Raw genomic sequence first — 16,156 nt, forward strand, 5'->3', positions numbered from 1 at the left:
TCGCCGCCCGCCGCCGCGCGCCGGGTTCAGTGCAGCGCGCGGGCGAGCTCCGTGCGGGACCGGATGCCGAGCCGGTGGAAGATGTTGCGCAGGTGGTGGTCGACGGTCCGGGTGGAGAGGAACATCCGGGTGGCGATCTCGCGGTTGGTGGCTCCCTCCGCGACCAGCTGCGCGATCCGTAGCTGCTGCCCGGTGAGCAGCCGGGCGGCCGGCAGCTCCGGTGTGCCGACCGACTCGCCGGCCGCCCGCAGCTCGGTGGTGGCCTGCTCGGCCCAGACGGTCAGCCCGAGCAGGCCGAAGGTTTCCCGGGCGGCGTGCAGGTGCTCCCGGGCGTCCCGGGGGCGGCGGCTGCGGCGCAGTTCCCGGCCGAGCAGCAGCTCGGTGCGGGCCCGTTCGAACGCCCCCGCATCCGCCGGGTGCAGCCGTAGCGCGGTGCGGAAGCCGCGTTCGGCGTCGGCGCTGCCGCGCGCGGCCAGCAGCGCGTGGCAGCGCGCGGAGAGCGCCCGCCGGGACGGGCTGGCGGTGCTGCTGGCCCACCTGTCGAAGACGGCGAGCGCGGCGGTGGCGGCCGGTCGCCGGCCCGCGCCGGCGGCGGCCTCGACCAGGTACGGGGTGGCCATCACCTGGATCAGCACCTGCCCTCGGCCGGTGCCGGGGCGGGCCAGCGCGGCCAGTCGGGCGGCGGCTGCCTCGTGCCGCCCGTCGACCAGGTCGAGCACCGCGAGCGCCCACTGGGCGAGCGCGCGCGGGCGGCTGTGCGGGGCGGGCGCCTCGCCGATCTCGCGGATCCGGCACAGGCTGGTTTCCCGGTCGGCCCGTACCGCCGCCAGCACCGCCAGCATGCCCAGGTGCACCCCGGCGGAGTTGACCTGGCCGGTGTCCCGGGCGACCCGCAACCCCTCCCGGGAGGTATCCGCCGCCGCCTCGTGCCGGCCCAGCCAGTACTCCGCGATCGCGCGCAGCTCCAGCGCCCGGGGCAGCGCCGACACCTCGCCGCGGGCACGCGCCAGCTCGACGGCCCGCTGGGCGAGCCGGTGGGCGGCGCTGTCGACCGCGACCAGCAGACCCGCGACCGCCGCGCCGGTCAGCGCGGCGGGGGTGAGCGCCGGCCCGGTCAGCCGGTTGCCGAGCACGACCGCCCGGCGCAGGGCCGGGCCGCCCCGCTCGTGGTCACCGCGCAGCGTCGCCGCCACCCCGGCGGCCAGCGCGGTCAGCAACTCCGCGTCGGGCGGGTCCTCGGGCCGGCGCAGGACCGCCACTCGGCGCGCCACCTCGGCGTAGCGGAACTGGTCGCCGGTGTGGCAGGCCGCCTCACCGGCCCGGACAAGCGCGCCGAGGGCCGCGATGCGGTCGACCCCGGACACCGCCCGGGCGGCGGCGAGCAGGGTGGTCGAGGCCGTCGACGGCGAGCCGCAGCGCAGTTCCAGCTCGCCGCGGAGCAGCTCGGCCCGGCCGGCCACGACAGGGTCGACCGGTCCGGCCGCGGCGGCCTCGGCGGCCTCGGCGAGCAGCCGCGCGGCACGCCGCGGCTGCCCCGCCGCCCAGGCGCGACCGGCGGCGGCGACCAGCCGGGCGCTGGCCTGCCGCGGCTCGCCGCTGAGTTCGGCGGCCCGGTGCAGGGCGGCCACCCCGTCGTCCCCGCCGGCCCCACCGGCCGCGGCCTCCAGTTCCGCCGCCAGCACCGGGTCCGGGCCCTCCGCCGCGGCGGCGCGGTGCAGCGTCCGGCGCAGGTGCTGTCCGGGGCCGTCGAGCACGCCGGCGAGCAGCAGGTGGGCGGCACGCCGCTCGGCCAGCGGCGCGTCCGCCGCGACGACGGCCCGGGCCAGCGGTTGCGCCAGGGCCACCCGCTCCGGGCCGACCCGGACCAGCCCGGCTGCCTCGGCCGGGGCGAGCGCCTCGATCGCCGTGCCGTCGGCGCGGGCGGCCCGGACCAGGGTGACCGGATCGCCGTGCTCGTCGAGCGCGGCGAGCAGCAGCACGCGCCGGGTGTCGGCGGGCAGCCCGGCCAGCCGGCCCCGGTACCCGCGACCCAGCGCGCCGTCGAGGGGCGGCCCGTCGGGCAGCGGCTCCTCACCGCGGCACTGGCCCGGGGTGAGCACCTCGGCGAGGTCGGCCAGGGCCTGTGGGTTGCCGCCGGCGACCGCGGTCAGTTCCCGGGCCACCCGGGGGGCCAGCCCGGGCAGCCGGTCGGTGAGCAGCGCGGCGCCGGCCCGGTCGTCGAGGGGGCGCAGCCGGTGCCGGGGCACGCCGGCGGCGACCGCGTCGGTGCCGGCGGTGAGCAGCATGGCAACCGGCAGGTGCCGCAGCCGGCGGGCCACGAAGCCGAGCACCTCCGTGGTCGGCGGGTCGCCGCGATCGACGTCGTCGACCGTGCAGAGCAGTGGGCGCTCCCGGGCGGCGGCGGCGAGCAGTCCCAGCACGGCCATCGACAGGGCGAGCCGGTGGTCGGCCGGGCAGCCCGCGCCGGCCAGCGTCCGCCGCAGCACCCCGCGCTGCGGCTCGGGCAGGGCGTCGGCCCGGTCGAGCAGCGGGTCGAGCAGGCGTTGCAGGCCCGCGTACGGCAGCGCGGCCTCGTCCGCCAGGCCAGCGCCGGCCAGCCGGTGACAGCGGGTGGCGTACCGGTGGGCGTAGCCGACGAGGACGCTACGGCCAGCGCCGGGTTCGCCCCACACCAGCAGCGCTCCCCCGGCGTCCGGCAGGCCGTCGACCAGCCGCCGGATGGCCCCGCACTCGGTGTCCCGACCCGGCAGCCCAGTTATTTGCACTGACGATGCAGCAACCATGCATCGAGTGTTACCTATCGGAAACCGGATGGAAAGAGTTCGGACCGGTCAGCGGGGAGCGCCGGCCAGCAGGGCGCCCACCGTCCGGGCCATCACCGCCCGCGCCTGGTCCACGCCCAGCCCCAGCCCGTCGCGCAGCATCGACCAGGCCGGCCACATGCTCGCCGCGACCACCGCGTGCAGCACCTGCTCCCGACCGGACCCGGCCTGTGCCAGCTCGGCCGCGAAGAGCTGCTCGACCTCCTCGCGGACCCGCGAGATGTGCACCAGCCGGTTGCGGTGCAGCTGGTCGGAGAACGGCTCCCGCATCTGCGCCGCCCGCGCGGAGGGCGCGATGAGCTGCAGCAGCCGCGCCCGCTGCCGGCAGTACGCGTCGACCCGCTTGGCCAACGGCAGCGTCGGCGAGATCGGCCGGTACGCGGCGTCCTGCTGGCGGAGCACCTCCGCCCCGCTGGCCTCGAAGAGCGTCTCCATGTCCTTGAAGTTCGTCCAGAGCGTACGCAGCGAGATGCCGGCCCGCTCCGCGATGCGCTCGCCGGTCGGCCGCAGGTCCCCCTCGGAGATGAGCGCGAGGTGGGCCTCCACAATCGCCGCCCGGGTCCGCGCGGCCCGGGCCGTCCGCCCGTCCACCCGGCCGGGCGCCTGCACCCCACCCATCCGCGCTGCCCTCCTCGACGCTGTCACGCCTCACTGCCCGCCGAGTCTAGACGTGCGCCGTCGGCGCGTCGGGGCGGCGTCGGCGCAGCTCGCGACGGGCCAGCGACTGCCGGTGTACCTCGTCCGGGCCGTCGGCCAGGCGCAGCGCGCGGGCTCGCACCCAGAGCCGGGCCAGCGGGGGTGTCCTGGCTGAGGCCGGCCGCCCCGTGCGCCTGGATGGCCCGACTCGACGGTCCCCGGCACCGCGATCTTGATGGCCTGGATCTCGGCGTGGCCGCCGTGGTCGCTGTCGTCGTACCCGAAGGTGCGCAGCCCGCGGCGCGCGGTGACACCCGGAGTGTCGCGGGGCACCAGGAGCTGGCTCTGCCGCCGCTGCCGGGGTCCGTCCGGGTCGGTCCGGCCCATCACCACGAAGACCGCGCAGGTCGGGTCGAGCGCACCGGCGACGAACCACTTGCGGCCGCTGACCACGTACTCGTCGCCGTCCCGCTCGATCCGGGTGCGGCCCGGTCATCGCGAACGCCGAACGGAGCCGGCCGTCCAGCAGCGGGACCAGCCAGCGCTCCCGCTGCCAGGCCGATCCCGCGGCTGGCGCCGGCGACGAGGGCGACCCGGCCGTCGAGCCGGCCTGAATCTGCATTCACGATGCAGACAGTATGAGGCACTTCGGTGAACGTCAACGACGAATCTCGCCCAGTATCTCACATTCCGTTGACACGGGCTCGGCCATAACCGCACCGTCAGTGCAAATATAATGTGCAGTCCGGAGAGGACACTGCCATGCCGGAAGCCGTCATCGTCGCCGCCGCCCGATCCCCGATCGGCCGCGCCAACAAGGGTTCCCTGCGCGATCTGCGCGCGGACGACCTGGCCGCCACCATCGTCCGGGCCGCCCTCGACCAGGTGCCGCAGCTCGACCCCCGGGAACTCGACGACCTGATGCTCGGCTGCGGCCAGCCCGCCGGCGAGCAGGGCCACAACCTCGCCCGGGTGGTGGCGGTCCTGCTCGGACTGGACCACCTGCCCGGCACCACCGTGAACCGGTACTGCTCGTCGTCGCTGCAGACCACCCGGATGGCGCTGCACGCCATCCGGGCCGGCGAGGGCCACGCCTTCGTCTCCGCCGGGGTGGAGTGCGTCTCCCGGTACGACCGGGGCCGCAGCGACGGGCACCCGGGCAGCGCCAACCCGCGGTTCGCCGACGCGGTGACCCGGACCGTCGACCGGGCCGCCGGTGGGGTGCCCCGCTGGCACGACCCGCGCGACGACGGCCAACTGCCGGACGTCTACGTCGCCATGGGACAGACCGCGGAGAACGTGGCCCGGCTACGCGGGGTCTCCCGCGACAGTCAGGACGAGTTCGCCGTACGGTCGCAGCACCTCGCCGAGAAGGCCATCGCCGACGGCTTCTGGGCCCGGGAGATCACCCCGGTCACCGTGCCCGGCGGCGGGGTGGTCACCGCCGACGACGGGCCACGTCCCGGGGTGACCCTGGCGGCGGTGCGCGCGCTGGCACCGGTGTTCCGGCCCGACGGCACGGTGACCGCGGGAAACTGCTGCCCGCTCAACGACGGGGCCGCCGCGCTGGTGGTGATGTCCGACGTGCGGGCCCGGGAGCTCGGGGTCACCCCGCTGGCCCGGATCGTGGCCACCGGGCTGAGCGCGCTCTCCCCCGAGGTGATGGGGCTCGGCCCGGTCGAGGCGTCCCGGCAGGCGCTGCGCCGCGCCGGGATGTCCGTCGCCGACGTCGACCTGGTCGAGATCAACGAGGCGTTCGCCGCGCAGGTGGTGCCCAGCGCGCACGAGCTGGGCATCGACTGGGACCGGCTCAACGTCAACGGCGGCGCGATCGCGATCGGGCACCCGTTCGGGATGACCGGCGCCCGGATCACCACGACCCTGCTCAACTCGCTGCGCTGGCACGACCGGCAGGTCGGGCTGGCGACCATGTGCGTCGGCGGCGGCCAGGGCATGGCGATGATCGTCGAGCGGCTGAGCTGACCGGACCGCCCGGCCGGCGCGGCCACGGTGCCGGGCGGACGGGGTCGTGGGTGACCCCGTCCGCCCGGCGCGGTGGCTCAGGACGCGGTCGGGATCCCGTTGGCCGGCGGGGTCACCGGCTGGGCGGTGTACTCACGCACCGGCCCGTCGTGCTCGTCCGTCTCGTACGTCGGCCCGAAGTAGGCCTGCACGCCCCCGCTGACCCGGGTCAGCCGCTCCCCGCCATAGCCGGAGTGGTCGCTGTCGGAGTAGCGCAGCGGCGCGAGCCCGGGGCCCTGGAAGCCGCCCTTGGCGACCGCCTTGAGCAGGGACTCCCGGGTGAGGTCCTGACCAGCGGCCTGGAGCGCCTGCACGAAGAGGTAGCCGACCGCCATCCCGTAGACGGTGTTGCCGTCGAACGGCGCGTCCCCGTTGTGCGCCTTGTTCACCTTGGTGAAGAGCTGGATCCACGGGTTGGCCGCGTCGTTCTGCATCGGCAGGTAGTTGGCGCCGACCATGCCCTCCAGCAGGCCGGCCGCCGCGCCGAGCTGTTTGGCCAGCGTGGGGTGGTCGGCGCCCACGTTGGAGACCAGCCACTGCGGCTTGAAGCCGAGCCGGGCGGCGGTGCCGATCGACAGCGCGGTGAAGCCGGGCACGGTGGCCAGGACGACCACCTGGCAGTTGGCGGCCTTGAACGCGCCGATCTGCGGCGCCACGTTCGTGTTGCTGGTGACGTACGTCTGCTTGACCGCCACCGCGCCCGCGCCGAGCACCTGTTCCACCCCGGCCAGGCTGTCCCGGCCGAAGTCGTCGTCCTGGCCGAGGAAGCAGACCTTCTGGCCGGGCAGCGCGGTCTTCACGTGGTTGGCCAGGATCTTGCCCTCCACTGTGTAGTCGGGGTTGAAGCCGAACGAGCCGGGATACTTGTCCGGCTGGTCCCAGCTACGGCTGCCGGAGGCGATGAAGAGGTCCGGGACGCGGTTGCTCTTGAGAAAGTCGAGCACGCCGGTGTGGGTCGGCGTGCCGAGCCCGTTGAGCACGGCGAGGACCTTGTCCTGCAACACCAGTTGGCGGACCACCTGCTGGGTGTTCGCCGGGTTGTAGCCGTCGTCCATGATCTTGTAGGTGATCTTCCGGCCGTGCACCCCGCCGTTGGCGTTGACGTAGTCGAAGTACGCCTTGGTGGCCGGGGCGATCTTCGAGTAACCGGCCGAGGCCGGCCCGGTCAGCGGCATGTGGGTGCCGACCACGATCTCGGTGTCGGTGACGCCGGGCACCGTCCCGCGCCCGGCGCCGCCCGGGCCCTCGTCGCCACCGCAACCCGCGGCGGCGACGAGCAGGGCGATGGTGCTGACGACCGCGAGACCACGTCGTGTCGTACGGTGCATGTGGAACACCGACCTTTCTTCGGTCCGGTTCTCCTGAATCGGGTGGTGGGTTGGGTGCCGGCGGGTGCGCCGCCGGGGCTTGCTAGGACCGCCGCTCCGGCCACCGGGCCAGTAGCTCCCGGCCGAGCCGGGACAGCAGTCCCTGCACGCCGCCGGGCGCGGCGATCATGACGACGACCAGGGTGATCCCGAAGATCGCCAACGGCAGGTTGCCCTCCAGCCGCTGCGCCACCGCGGGTGAGACGGTGAACAGGTCGGTCACGGAGTGCGTCAGGTCGGGCAGGGCGACCAGCAGGACGGCTCCCCAGAGCGCCCCGACGAGGCGGCCGAGACCGCCGATCACCACGGCCATGAGCAGGAAGAGCGACAGGGTCAGCGAGAACCCCCCGGGCGAGACGCTCTGCGCGAGCACCGCGAGCAGCGCGCCGCCGAGCCCGGCGCCGGCCGCGCTGACCACGAAGGCGAGCACCTGGGTACGGGCCACGTGGATGCCGGCGAGGCGGGCCGCCACCTCGTCGTCCCGGACCGCCCGGAAGGTGCGGCCGTACCGGCTGCGGACCAGGTTGGCCAGCAGCACCAGGGCGACCAGGGTGGCCGCCGTGGCGATCCAGAGCTGCCACCGCTCGTAGGGGAAGTAGGCGCCGAGCGCCAGCGGCGGCGGCTCGACCGGCACGGAGAGCCCCTGGTCGCCGTTGAAGACGTCGTCGAAGGTGACCGTGAGGGCGGGCACCACGACCGCGACGGCCAGCGTCACGCCGGCGAGGTACGGACCGCGCAGGCGGGCGGCGGCCGCCCCGACCACCGCACCGACGCCCACCGTGACCAGCACCGCCGCGACCAGCGACAGCGGGAGCAGCCAGCCGTCGGTCATCCCGTGGTCGGCGAACGCGCCCTGGCACAGCGCCACCGTGTAGGCGCCGATCGCCATCAGCGCGCCGTGCCCGAGCGAGAGCTGACCGTTGAGTCCGGTCAGGACGGTCAGTCCGGCGGTCGCGCAGAGGTAGGCGGCCACCGTGGCGAGCTGGAAGTTGCGGAACGGCGCCAGGCCGTAGCTCGCCGCCAGCACCAGCAGGGCCGCGATGGCCGCCACCGCCAGGTGCCGCAGCAGAGTGGACCCGCGGCGGTCGTCGGCGCGCGTGCCGGTGGCCGCCCGCTGCGGCGCCGCCGCCCGGGTGGCGCTCACACCCGCCTCGCGGCGACCGAGGCGAACAGCCCGCCGGGCCGGACCAGCAGCACGGCCAGCAGCAGGACCAGTACCGCGAGCGGGGTGAGGTCGCTGCCGGCGTATCCGCTGACGTAGGAGAGCAGCAGGCCCACCACCAGCCCGCCGACCACCGCCCCCGGCGGGCTGTCCAGTCCGCCGACCACCGCCGCGGTGAACGCCGAGACGAAGACCAGGTCCATGGCGTTCGGGTGCAGGCCCAGTTCGGTGGGGATCACCAGCATGGCGGCCAGGGCACCCACCCCCGAGGCGAGGGCCCAGCCGAGGGCGAGCATGCCGCCCACGTTGACCCCCAGCAGGCGGGAGACCTCCGGGGCGAAGGCCGCCGCGCGCATCCGCAGGCCGACCGGGGTACGCGCGAAGATCCAGGCGAGCGCGACCATGGTCACCCCCACCGTGGCGAAGACGAACAGGTCGTACGGTGAGCCGACGGCGAACCCGCCGACGGTGAGCGCGGCGCGGCTGAACGGCGTCCCGGCGGGGCGGAACTCGTTGCCGTAGAGCATGCCGAGGACGGCCTGGATCAACAGGACCAGCCCGAGCGCGACGATCACCGGGTTGAGCGGTGAGGCGTGGTCGACGAAGCGCATCACCGCCCGGTCCACGACCGCGCCGAGCAGCAGACCGGCGGCGAGCGCGGCCAGGAAGCCCAGCCAGTAGGAGCCGGTCGACTCGGACACGCTGTAGGCGACGTACGCGGCCGCGACGGCCATCGCGCCCTGGGCGAAGTTGACGATCCGCGCGGCCCGCCAGATGAGCACCAGTGCCAGCGCGAACGCCGCGTAGACGGCGCCCCGGGAGAAGCCGTCGAAGGTGAGGAAGACGAAGCGCTCCACAGTCCTCCTTCGGAGGAGACGAGGGGTTCAGAAACCGAGATACGCGTGCCGCAGGTCGACGTCGTCGCGCAGCCGCTGCGCCGGGGCGGCGCGGACCACCCGGCCGAGGGACATCACGATCCCCTGGTCGGCGACGGAGAGAGCGCTGCGGACGTTCTGCTCGACCAGCAGCACGGTCAGCCCGGTGCCGTCGCGCAGCTGGCGCAGCAGGGCCATGATCTGGGCGACCACCCGCGGCGCCAGGCCGAGCGACGGCTCGTCGAGCAGCAGCAGGCGGGGCCGGCCGACCAGGGCCCGGCCGAGGGCGAGCATCTGCCGTTCGCCGCCGGAGAGCTGGTGGCCGAGGTGGCCACGACGCCGGGCCAGCGGCTCGAAAAGCTGGTACACCTCGTCCCGGGCGCGGGCGGAGTCGGCCTTGTCGCGGCGCCACAGCCCGCCCAGCCGCAGGTTCTCGTCCACGGTGAGCTCGCCGATCACCCCACGCCCCTCCGGGACGTGCGCCATCCCCCGGCGCACCAGTTGCTCCACCGGAGTGCCGCGCAGGTCCTCCCCGGCGAGCACGACCTGGCCGGCCAGCGGGCGCAGCATGCCGGACAGGGCGCGCAGCAGAGTGGTCTTGCCGGCGCCGTTCGCCCCGACCACCGCCGCGATGGTACCGGCGGGGACGGCGAGGTCGACCTCGCGCAGCACCGGCGCGGCGCCGTAGCCGGCCACCAGCCCCCGCACGGTGAGCAGGTCCCCGCCGCTCGCGCCACCGCCGTGCGGGGCCGGCGCGTCGAGCCGGCTGATTCGCCCGCTCATGCGGCGGCCTCGTCCACGGCCGCGCCCAGGTAGGCGTCGGCGACCGCCGGGTCGTCGCGCACCTCGTCCGGCGTGCCGGCGGCGATCACCCGCCCGAAGTCGAGCACCACGATGTCGTCGCAGACGGACATCACCAGATCCATGTGATGCTCGACGAGCAGCACCGCGCAGGGGTCCGGGTCACGACCGGGCAGCTCGCGGATCAGCTCCGCGAGCTCGGCGATGTCCTCGGCGCCGAGGCCGCCGGCGGGCTCGTCGAGCAGGAGCAGCCGGGGCCGGGCCACCAGGGCGCGGGCCAGGGCGGCCCGCTGCCGTACGGCGAAGGGCAGCGTGCCCGGCGCGGCGGCGGCGTGCCCGGCGATGCCCAGCCGGTCGAGCACGTCGAGGGCGTCCCGGCGCAGCCGGTGCTCGTCGCGGTCGCTGGCGGGCAGGCCGAGCAGCGCCGGCAGGAAGCCGGCACGGGCGGTGTGGGTGGCGCCGGCCATCACGTTCTCCAGCACGGTGAGCCCGGCGAAGAGCCCGGTGCCCTGCAGCGTCCGGGCGATGCCCAGCCGGGTCAGCCGGTGCGGCCGGGGCCGCAGTGGGCGGCCGTCGAGGGTGAGGGTGCCCGCGTCCGGGGCGACGAAGCCGCAGATGACGTTGAACAGGGTGGTCTTCCCCGCGCCGTTGGGGCCGATCACGCCGACCACCCGGCCGGCGGGCACCCGCAGCGAGACGTCGTCGAGGGCGGTGAGACCACCGAAGCGCACCCCGATGTTGTGCAGCGCGAGCCCTTGCTCCATTGGCCCATCCCTCGGTCCGGCGGGGCGCGATATTTACACTCGGAGTGTACGTTTCTCGCCTCCGGCGTCAATACCTCCGCCCGGCGCCCGCGTCGGCGGCGAGCCCGGACCCGACCGGGCACGGTGCACCGGGACCGGACGGCAGCCGGCCCGCCGTCGCGCGGGGCGACGGCGGGGCGGTCAGGCCGCCTGACGGGGTCAGGCGCTCGGGCAGGTGTTGCGGTACTCCTCGATCGCCAGACCGGTCGGTCCCGGGCAGAGGAACTGCTCGTACCGGGTGTCGTTGTCGACGAACCGCTTCAGCCAGGCCACCATCTGCCGGGCAGTGGGCGTGTTCACCGTCTGCGGGAAGAAGTGGCTGGCCCCGTTCAACTCCAGGTACGCCTTCTCGGCCGAGGCCGGGATGCTGTTGTAGAAGGGCTCGGAGTGCGTCGCGACCGGGGCGACGGTGTCCGCCTCGCCACCGACGATCAGGGTCGGCACCTGGATCCCGGACCAGGTCTTGTCCAGGTTCCACGGCGCCAGCGGCACGGCGGCCTGCAGCGACGGGCGCGACGCGGCGGCCTCCAGCGTCCCGCCGCCGCCCATCGAGTGGCCGGCGACCGCGAGCCGGGTGGCGTCGATCCGGCCACGCACCGAGCTGCGCTGGGTCAGGTAGTCCAGCGCCGCCAGCAGCTGCCGGCCCCGGCTGTCCGGCTGGTCCAGACGGGTGATCGTCTCGATGCCGATCACCACGAAGCCGTGTGAGGCGATCCGGGGCCCGAGCCAGTCGATGCTGGACCAGGCGGCGGTGTAGCCGGGCGAGATGGCGATGGCGCCGAAGGTGCCCGCGCTCGTGCTGGTCGGGTAGTAGATGACTCCCCCACCGAAGCCGGTGACGCTGAGGGAGGAGACGTTCTCCGTGGCGACGGCGAACGGGCCACGGCTGGCTTCCAGGATCGCCACGGTGGGGTCGGGGCCGCGCTCGTACGGGTTTTCCGCGGCCTGCGCGGCGCCGGACGACGCGCCGAGCACGCCGCCGGCGGCCAGAACGGCGGCCAGCGCCATCCCGACGGCACGAGCAGCGAGGGAACGGGGATGGGTGGTGGTTGGTGATGACATGCCGGGCACTCCCTACGGGTGGGCTTACATCGACAGATGTCATCCTTTGCCCTGCCCGCCCTCGTCCGCATCGGCAAAATCGCCGGTACCGCTGCTGGTGCCGCTGGCACTGCCCGCCGGCGAACGGATCAACCGGCTGATCTGACTCAAGCCGCTGACTGACAACTCACCGGCTTCGGCTCCGGCCGGTACGTCCCGATGCCGCCATCGCTCATCGAGCGCGGGCTCGACTTCGTCGTCGGCACCTTCGTCACCACCATCTGCACGGGCTCCGGGCTGATACTGCCCACCGGCACCCGGCCGCCCTGCTGCCGCGCCGCCGGCGCAGCCGTCCCACCTGCTCGACGGCCGGACGCACAAGGCGCAGTGCCCGACTCCCGCCGATCCACCGACCTGCGACCAGTCGGCGAGGTGCCGTCGCGGCGGCCGGTCCCGGTTACCTTCGCCGCCGCAAGCCTGACGCCGAGAGGCGTCAGGCCCTGCCTGCCGTCCGCGGCTCGGCAGCGCGGCGGATGTCGAGCAGGTGGTGCTCGGCCTCCCACCCTGGCCACTTCGCCGGCCCGGACGGTCAGCGAAGACTCCGCTGTCCGTACCCCAAAATGGGTAGCCTCGCCAGTTCGTCCCGGCCTAGCTTGTAACTGGATCTTCTCCACCCGCCCACGAGAGGACTTCACCCCGCGTGACGCCGCCTGCTCTCTAGACCTGACGCCTTCCCGATGCATCGGTCGCCGACGTCGCCGTCGGCTCTTTCCCATGCCGTCTGTCACGTCCTCAGAGAGATCAGACCATGTCTACGCATCCGCATGCCGTGCTGTCCCGGATCCTTCGGCGCACGAACCCTTTTCTGCTCGTGGGCCGCTGCAATCCCGGCCTCGGCCACGGCACGTTCCACGTCAGTACAACCCGCGAGCTCCTCGACAACTCGTCCAGCCTCGCCGCCGGCATCCTTCTCAAGCCCCTGATCGCCCGGCGCAGCCGGTCCACCCTGGTGCGGGAGCCATGGTGCGAACCGCTCGTCCCGCCCGCTGAGCCGCAGGACTCACGGGAGCATCTCGTGCGTCCCGCGGTGGGCCGCCGTGGACCCGAACCGAGGCGGGAGGCGAGGTGGCCCCGCCCCGGACCGCATCACGCGGCGCTCCGCGCACGATCGCTCAACTCCAGCCGCGGTCAAGGGCCAGGGCCTACCCGATACCGGCGACGGAGGTGATCGCCCGACCGGACTGCCGGCCGGCGCGACCAGGATGCAGGTACGGCAACCACTGCCCGCCTGCTGCGCGCTCGCATCTCCCGGGTTCCCACTCATCCCTGCAGTCGCGCCACCCCAGGTAATGGCACATGTCGGTGCCAGAGCCCGGACCCACCAGTGACGTCCGTCCTGCCCGACCTGCGGCGCGGGTACCGCACGTCACCTGACCCGGGGATGGCAGCACCGGCCAGCCGCCGGGAGCCCGCTCATCGTGAGCGGGCTCCCGGAGCGGCTCCACCGGGGCGCCGTCCGTCGAGCGGCTCGTGGCGGCGGCAGGCCCCGCCACCGGATCGCCGTCGTGGAGCGGGTGGCGACCGTCCGGCCGGCGCTACGCTCCGCAGCGTCGCGTCGTGGCCAGGCGACGGGAGGGCTGGTCATGACGGGGTGGGATGGAGTGCCGTGGCGGGCTGGCGGTTGCGAGGATGAGGTGCGGGCTCGTCTGGCAGCGGGAGTCGACCCCTGCATGCCGCTCGGGCATGACTCGGCCCGGCACGTCGCGGCCCAGCACTCGTCGCCCGCAGTCGTGGCGGCGATGGCCACGGCAGCAGCCGATGTGGACGTCATGTCCGACGGTTGGTCCCCGCTGCGGCTGGCGCTACCCGGCCCGACCCTTGATCCTTGCTGACCCGAGTGGCGTAGACCAGGCGAGCGCTGTCGCCACCAGGCGCGCGGTGGGACATGCCCGAGGGTGGAGTGCAGGCGCTGGTTGTTGTACCAGTCGATCCAGCCGATGAACGGGGGCAATGCGAAACGCTCATAGCGGACAAGAGCCACCTTGCTTCGAGCCGCGTGATCGCCTCTGTACTCTGCGCTGTCGGGATGTCGCCCGGCAGTCGGGGCGCCCCGATGTAGGGCGGGATGCAGGTTCCAAGGAGAGGGCAGGATGTCGCGGAAGAGGCGGAAGGCAACGGCGCGTACGACGAAGGCGGTCCCGCCGAACAGGCAACCGGAGAAGCAGCCTCCCGTGCCGTGGTGGCGGCGCCTCAGCAAGTCGGCCGCCTGGATCGCCGGTGTGGCAACCGTGGTGGTCACCGGCGTCCTCGGCACGCTCGTGGTGTGGGTGGGACGCGAGGTTGTCGACGGGCCGGCCGCCAAGGACTGGATCCGTGAGGTCACCCGGGCGAAGGACGATGTCCGCTACACCATCACCCATGAGAATGAAGGCTGGATCATCGCACTGCCCGCGGGAGTCGCTTTGACCCCCGCGCAGAAGAGCTTCCTGGCGAAGTCGTCGTACACCGCTCCGGAGGTCGACGGGTACACCCTGGACCGGCTCGCCGGTGAGCTACGGGCGGTCGGCGGCGCCGAGGTTCCGAAGCAGACGCTGCGGCTGGCTGTCGTAGGGCGCCGCAACCAGCCAATCCGAGTGGACAGCATCAAGCCCGTCAACATCCGCCACCGGAAGCCGTACGACGGCACGCTGCTGCTGGTCCCCCCGCAGGAAGGCGGCAACACCGCCGAGATGGTGTTCAACTTCGACGACCTCGAACCGCAGGCACGGATCGCGCTCGACGACGACAATGGAGACTACAAACCGGGCGAGCCCTACTTCCTGAAGAAGACCCTCACGATCAAAGACGCCGCCCAGGACGTCGTGATCATCCGGTCGATGACCACCCGATCAGCGGTGTCCTTCGAGATCCAGATCGACTACCACATCGGGGACGAGGCCAGGCACATCGTCATAGACGACGGCGGTCATCCGTTCTCGGTCAGTCCGATGAGGTGTGCCGACCGCAGCACGTTGGACGCCGATGGAGCGCTGATCTCTCAGGGGCACGCCAGCTACCAGAAGATCCTGGCGCGAACCGGCGCCTCGGGAGCAATCGACGATGTGCGGAACCCGGGCCGCTTCGAGCTCGGGACCCCGTTCTGCTGACCCGCGGTGCCGGGCGCTGGTCGTCGGCGCTGCCGGCGCGTTCGGCGACGTCCCCCGGCCTGGCTCTGCAGCCCACCGACCGACCGAGGCCCCCGCCCGTTCCCTCACCGACCCCAACGAGCAGGCACGGACGCTGGCGCTGGCGACGGTGGTTCAACGGAACCAATCGATCGGGTCGAGGTCGGCCAGCGCCGCGTCGGTGTGCCAGACGATGGTCAGGTCGCAGACCCGTGTTCTCCAGGTGACCGGACGCGACATCGTCTGCAGCGTCAACGGGACGCGGGATCCTAGCCACCACGCCGGACCGACGCAGTGGCTTCCTCCGAAACCTCGCCGGCGCCCGACGCACCGCCCTACCGTGCAGTCAGCGCGGGCGAGCACGAGGAGTAGCGGGGATGAACGAGGCCACCAACCTGGCGAGCTTCGCCACCGACCTGCGACAGGTCGACGCGGGAGCGCTGGACGTCGGGTACGTCGACGCCGGGCCCCCGGACGGCCCGGTGGTGGTCCTCCTGCACGGCTGGCCGTACGACATCCACAGCTTCGCCGAGGTCGTGCCGCGTCTGACCGCAGTCGGCCGGCGGGTGCTCGTGCCATATCTGCGGGGTCACGGAACCACCCGGATCCGCTCCGGCGACACGATCCGCAACGGCCAGCCGGCGGCGCTCGCCCACGACACCATCGCGTTCCTGGACGCCCTCGGTGTCCAGTCGGCGACACTGGCCGGTTTCGACTGGGGTGCCCGTACGGCCAACGTCATCGCCGCCCTCTGGCCCGAGCGCTGCAACGGACTGGTGTCGGTGAGCGGCTACCTCATCGCAAGCCAGGCATCCGGCCGTACCCCGCTGCCCCCGGCGGCGGAACTGACCTGGTGGTACCAGTTCTACTTCGCCACCGACCGGGGCCGCGACGGGTACGCGCGCGATCGCCACGACTTCGCCCGGCTGATCTGGCGCACCGCGTCCCCCAGGTGGGCGTTCGACGAGGAGACGTTCGCGCAGAGCGCCGCCGCCCTGGACAACCCCGATCACGTCGACGTGGTGATCCACAACTACCGGTGGCGGCTCGGTCTCGCATCCGGCGAGCCCCGGTACGACGAATGGGAGGAGAAGCTCGCCAGGAACCCCGGCATCGGCGTGCCCACCGTCACCATGGAGGGGGACGCCAATGGTGCCCCGCACCTCGACCCGTCCGTTTACGCGAAGCGGTTCACCGGCCGCTACGAGCATCGGACGGTGGCCGGTGGCGTCGGGCACAACCTGCCGCAGGAAGCGCCCCAGCAATTCGCCGACGCGGTGCTCCAAGTCAGCGGTCCACGCTGACGATCCACACGGGGCAACCATTCTGATCCCGCCCCCGGTGGCTCCGACCCAGCTCGGCGGCGCCTCGCACCAGATCGACTCCATCGTCCGGGCGGCGTCGGAGGCGGCCGGCCACGCGTCAGGAGCGGAGGAGCTCCAGCAGGTCGGTATCGATGATGT

At 73.6% G+C, this 16,156-nt stretch carries 11 protein-coding genes and 1 pseudogene; 3 read left to right on the top strand and 9 right to left on the bottom strand.

Annotated elements, in window-relative coordinates:
* Nucleotides 1-26: 26 nt before the first annotated feature.
* From AB0B02_RS27455 to AB0B02_RS27465, 3 genes and pseudogenes are all read right to left on the bottom strand, one after another.
* Nucleotides 27-2,783 carry an AAA family ATPase gene (locus AB0B02_RS27455; protein ID WP_357305019.1) on the bottom strand — a complete coding sequence of 919 codons (2,757 nt, stop codon included), beginning with the start codon at nt 2,781-2,783 and terminating at the stop codon, nt 27-29.
* Between the two features lie 48 nt (nt 2,784-2,831).
* Complete coding sequence (locus AB0B02_RS27460; protein ID WP_357305022.1) at nt 2,832-3,440, bottom strand: TetR/AcrR family transcriptional regulator; 609 nt, start codon at nt 3,438-3,440, stop codon at nt 2,832-2,834.
* Between the two features lie 46 nt (nt 3,441-3,486).
* Nucleotides 3,487-4,023: pseudogene (locus AB0B02_RS27465) on the bottom strand (acyl-CoA dehydrogenase family protein); the annotation flags it as partial.
* A gap of 197 nt (nt 4,024-4,220) precedes the next feature.
* Here AB0B02_RS27465 and AB0B02_RS27470 point away from each other — a divergent pair.
* A complete protein-coding gene (locus tag AB0B02_RS27470) occupies nt 4,221-5,441 on the top strand; it encodes an acetyl-CoA C-acetyltransferase (protein ID WP_357305025.1) in 1,221 nt (406 codons plus the stop codon).
* A 77-nt stretch (nt 5,442-5,518) separates the two neighbouring features.
* Here the strand turns inward: AB0B02_RS27470 and AB0B02_RS27475 are convergent, their stop codons facing one another.
* The 6 genes from AB0B02_RS27475 to AB0B02_RS27500 form a co-directional block, all read right to left on the bottom strand.
* The gene (locus tag AB0B02_RS27475; RefSeq protein ID WP_357305028.1) at nt 5,519-6,808 is read right to left on the bottom strand and encodes an ABC transporter substrate-binding protein; all 1,290 of its coding nucleotides are present in this window, start codon (nt 6,806-6,808) and stop codon (nt 5,519-5,521) included.
* Between the two features lie 82 nt (nt 6,809-6,890).
* Nucleotides 6,891-7,991, bottom strand: coding sequence for a branched-chain amino acid ABC transporter permease (locus AB0B02_RS27480; protein WP_357305031.1), 1,101 nt, complete (start codon nt 7,989-7,991; stop codon nt 6,891-6,893).
* On the bottom strand, nt 7,988-8,866 hold the full coding sequence (locus AB0B02_RS27485) for a branched-chain amino acid ABC transporter permease (protein ID WP_281940131.1): 879 nt from the start codon (nt 8,864-8,866) through the stop codon (nt 7,988-7,990). Before AB0B02_RS27485 ends, AB0B02_RS27480 begins: the two co-directional genes overlap by 4 nt.
* 27 nt (nt 8,867-8,893) lie before the next feature.
* Nucleotides 8,894-9,667: an ABC transporter ATP-binding protein gene (locus AB0B02_RS27490; protein WP_281940129.1), complete on the bottom strand. Its 774-nt coding sequence runs from the start codon at nt 9,665-9,667 to the stop codon at nt 8,894-8,896.
* Entirely contained in the window at nt 9,664-10,449 is a 786-nt protein-coding gene (locus AB0B02_RS27495; RefSeq protein WP_357305035.1) for an ABC transporter ATP-binding protein, read from the bottom strand. The genes AB0B02_RS27490 and AB0B02_RS27495 overlap by 4 nt, the downstream gene beginning before the upstream one ends.
* A 198-nt stretch (nt 10,450-10,647) precedes the next feature.
* The gene (locus tag AB0B02_RS27500; RefSeq protein WP_357305038.1) at nt 10,648-11,550 is read right to left on the bottom strand and encodes an alpha/beta hydrolase; all 903 of its coding nucleotides are present in this window, start codon (nt 11,548-11,550) and stop codon (nt 10,648-10,650) included.
* 2,210 nt (nt 11,551-13,760) lie between these two features.
* On the opposite strand from AB0B02_RS27500, the gene AB0B02_RS27505 reads away from it, so the two are divergent.
* A complete protein-coding gene (locus tag AB0B02_RS27505) occupies nt 13,761-14,675 on the top strand; it encodes a hypothetical protein (RefSeq protein WP_357305041.1) in 915 nt (304 codons plus the stop codon).
* Between the two features lie 395 nt (nt 14,676-15,070).
* The gene (locus tag AB0B02_RS27510; RefSeq protein WP_357305044.1) at nt 15,071-15,997 is read left to right on the top strand and encodes an alpha/beta hydrolase; all 927 of its coding nucleotides are present in this window, start codon (nt 15,071-15,073) and stop codon (nt 15,995-15,997) included.
* Nucleotides 15,998-16,156 lie beyond the last annotated feature (159 nt).

The organism is Micromonospora sp. NPDC049240 (genome assembly GCF_040647835.1).
Classification (GTDB): Bacteria; Actinomycetota; Actinomycetes; order Mycobacteriales; family Micromonosporaceae; genus Micromonospora.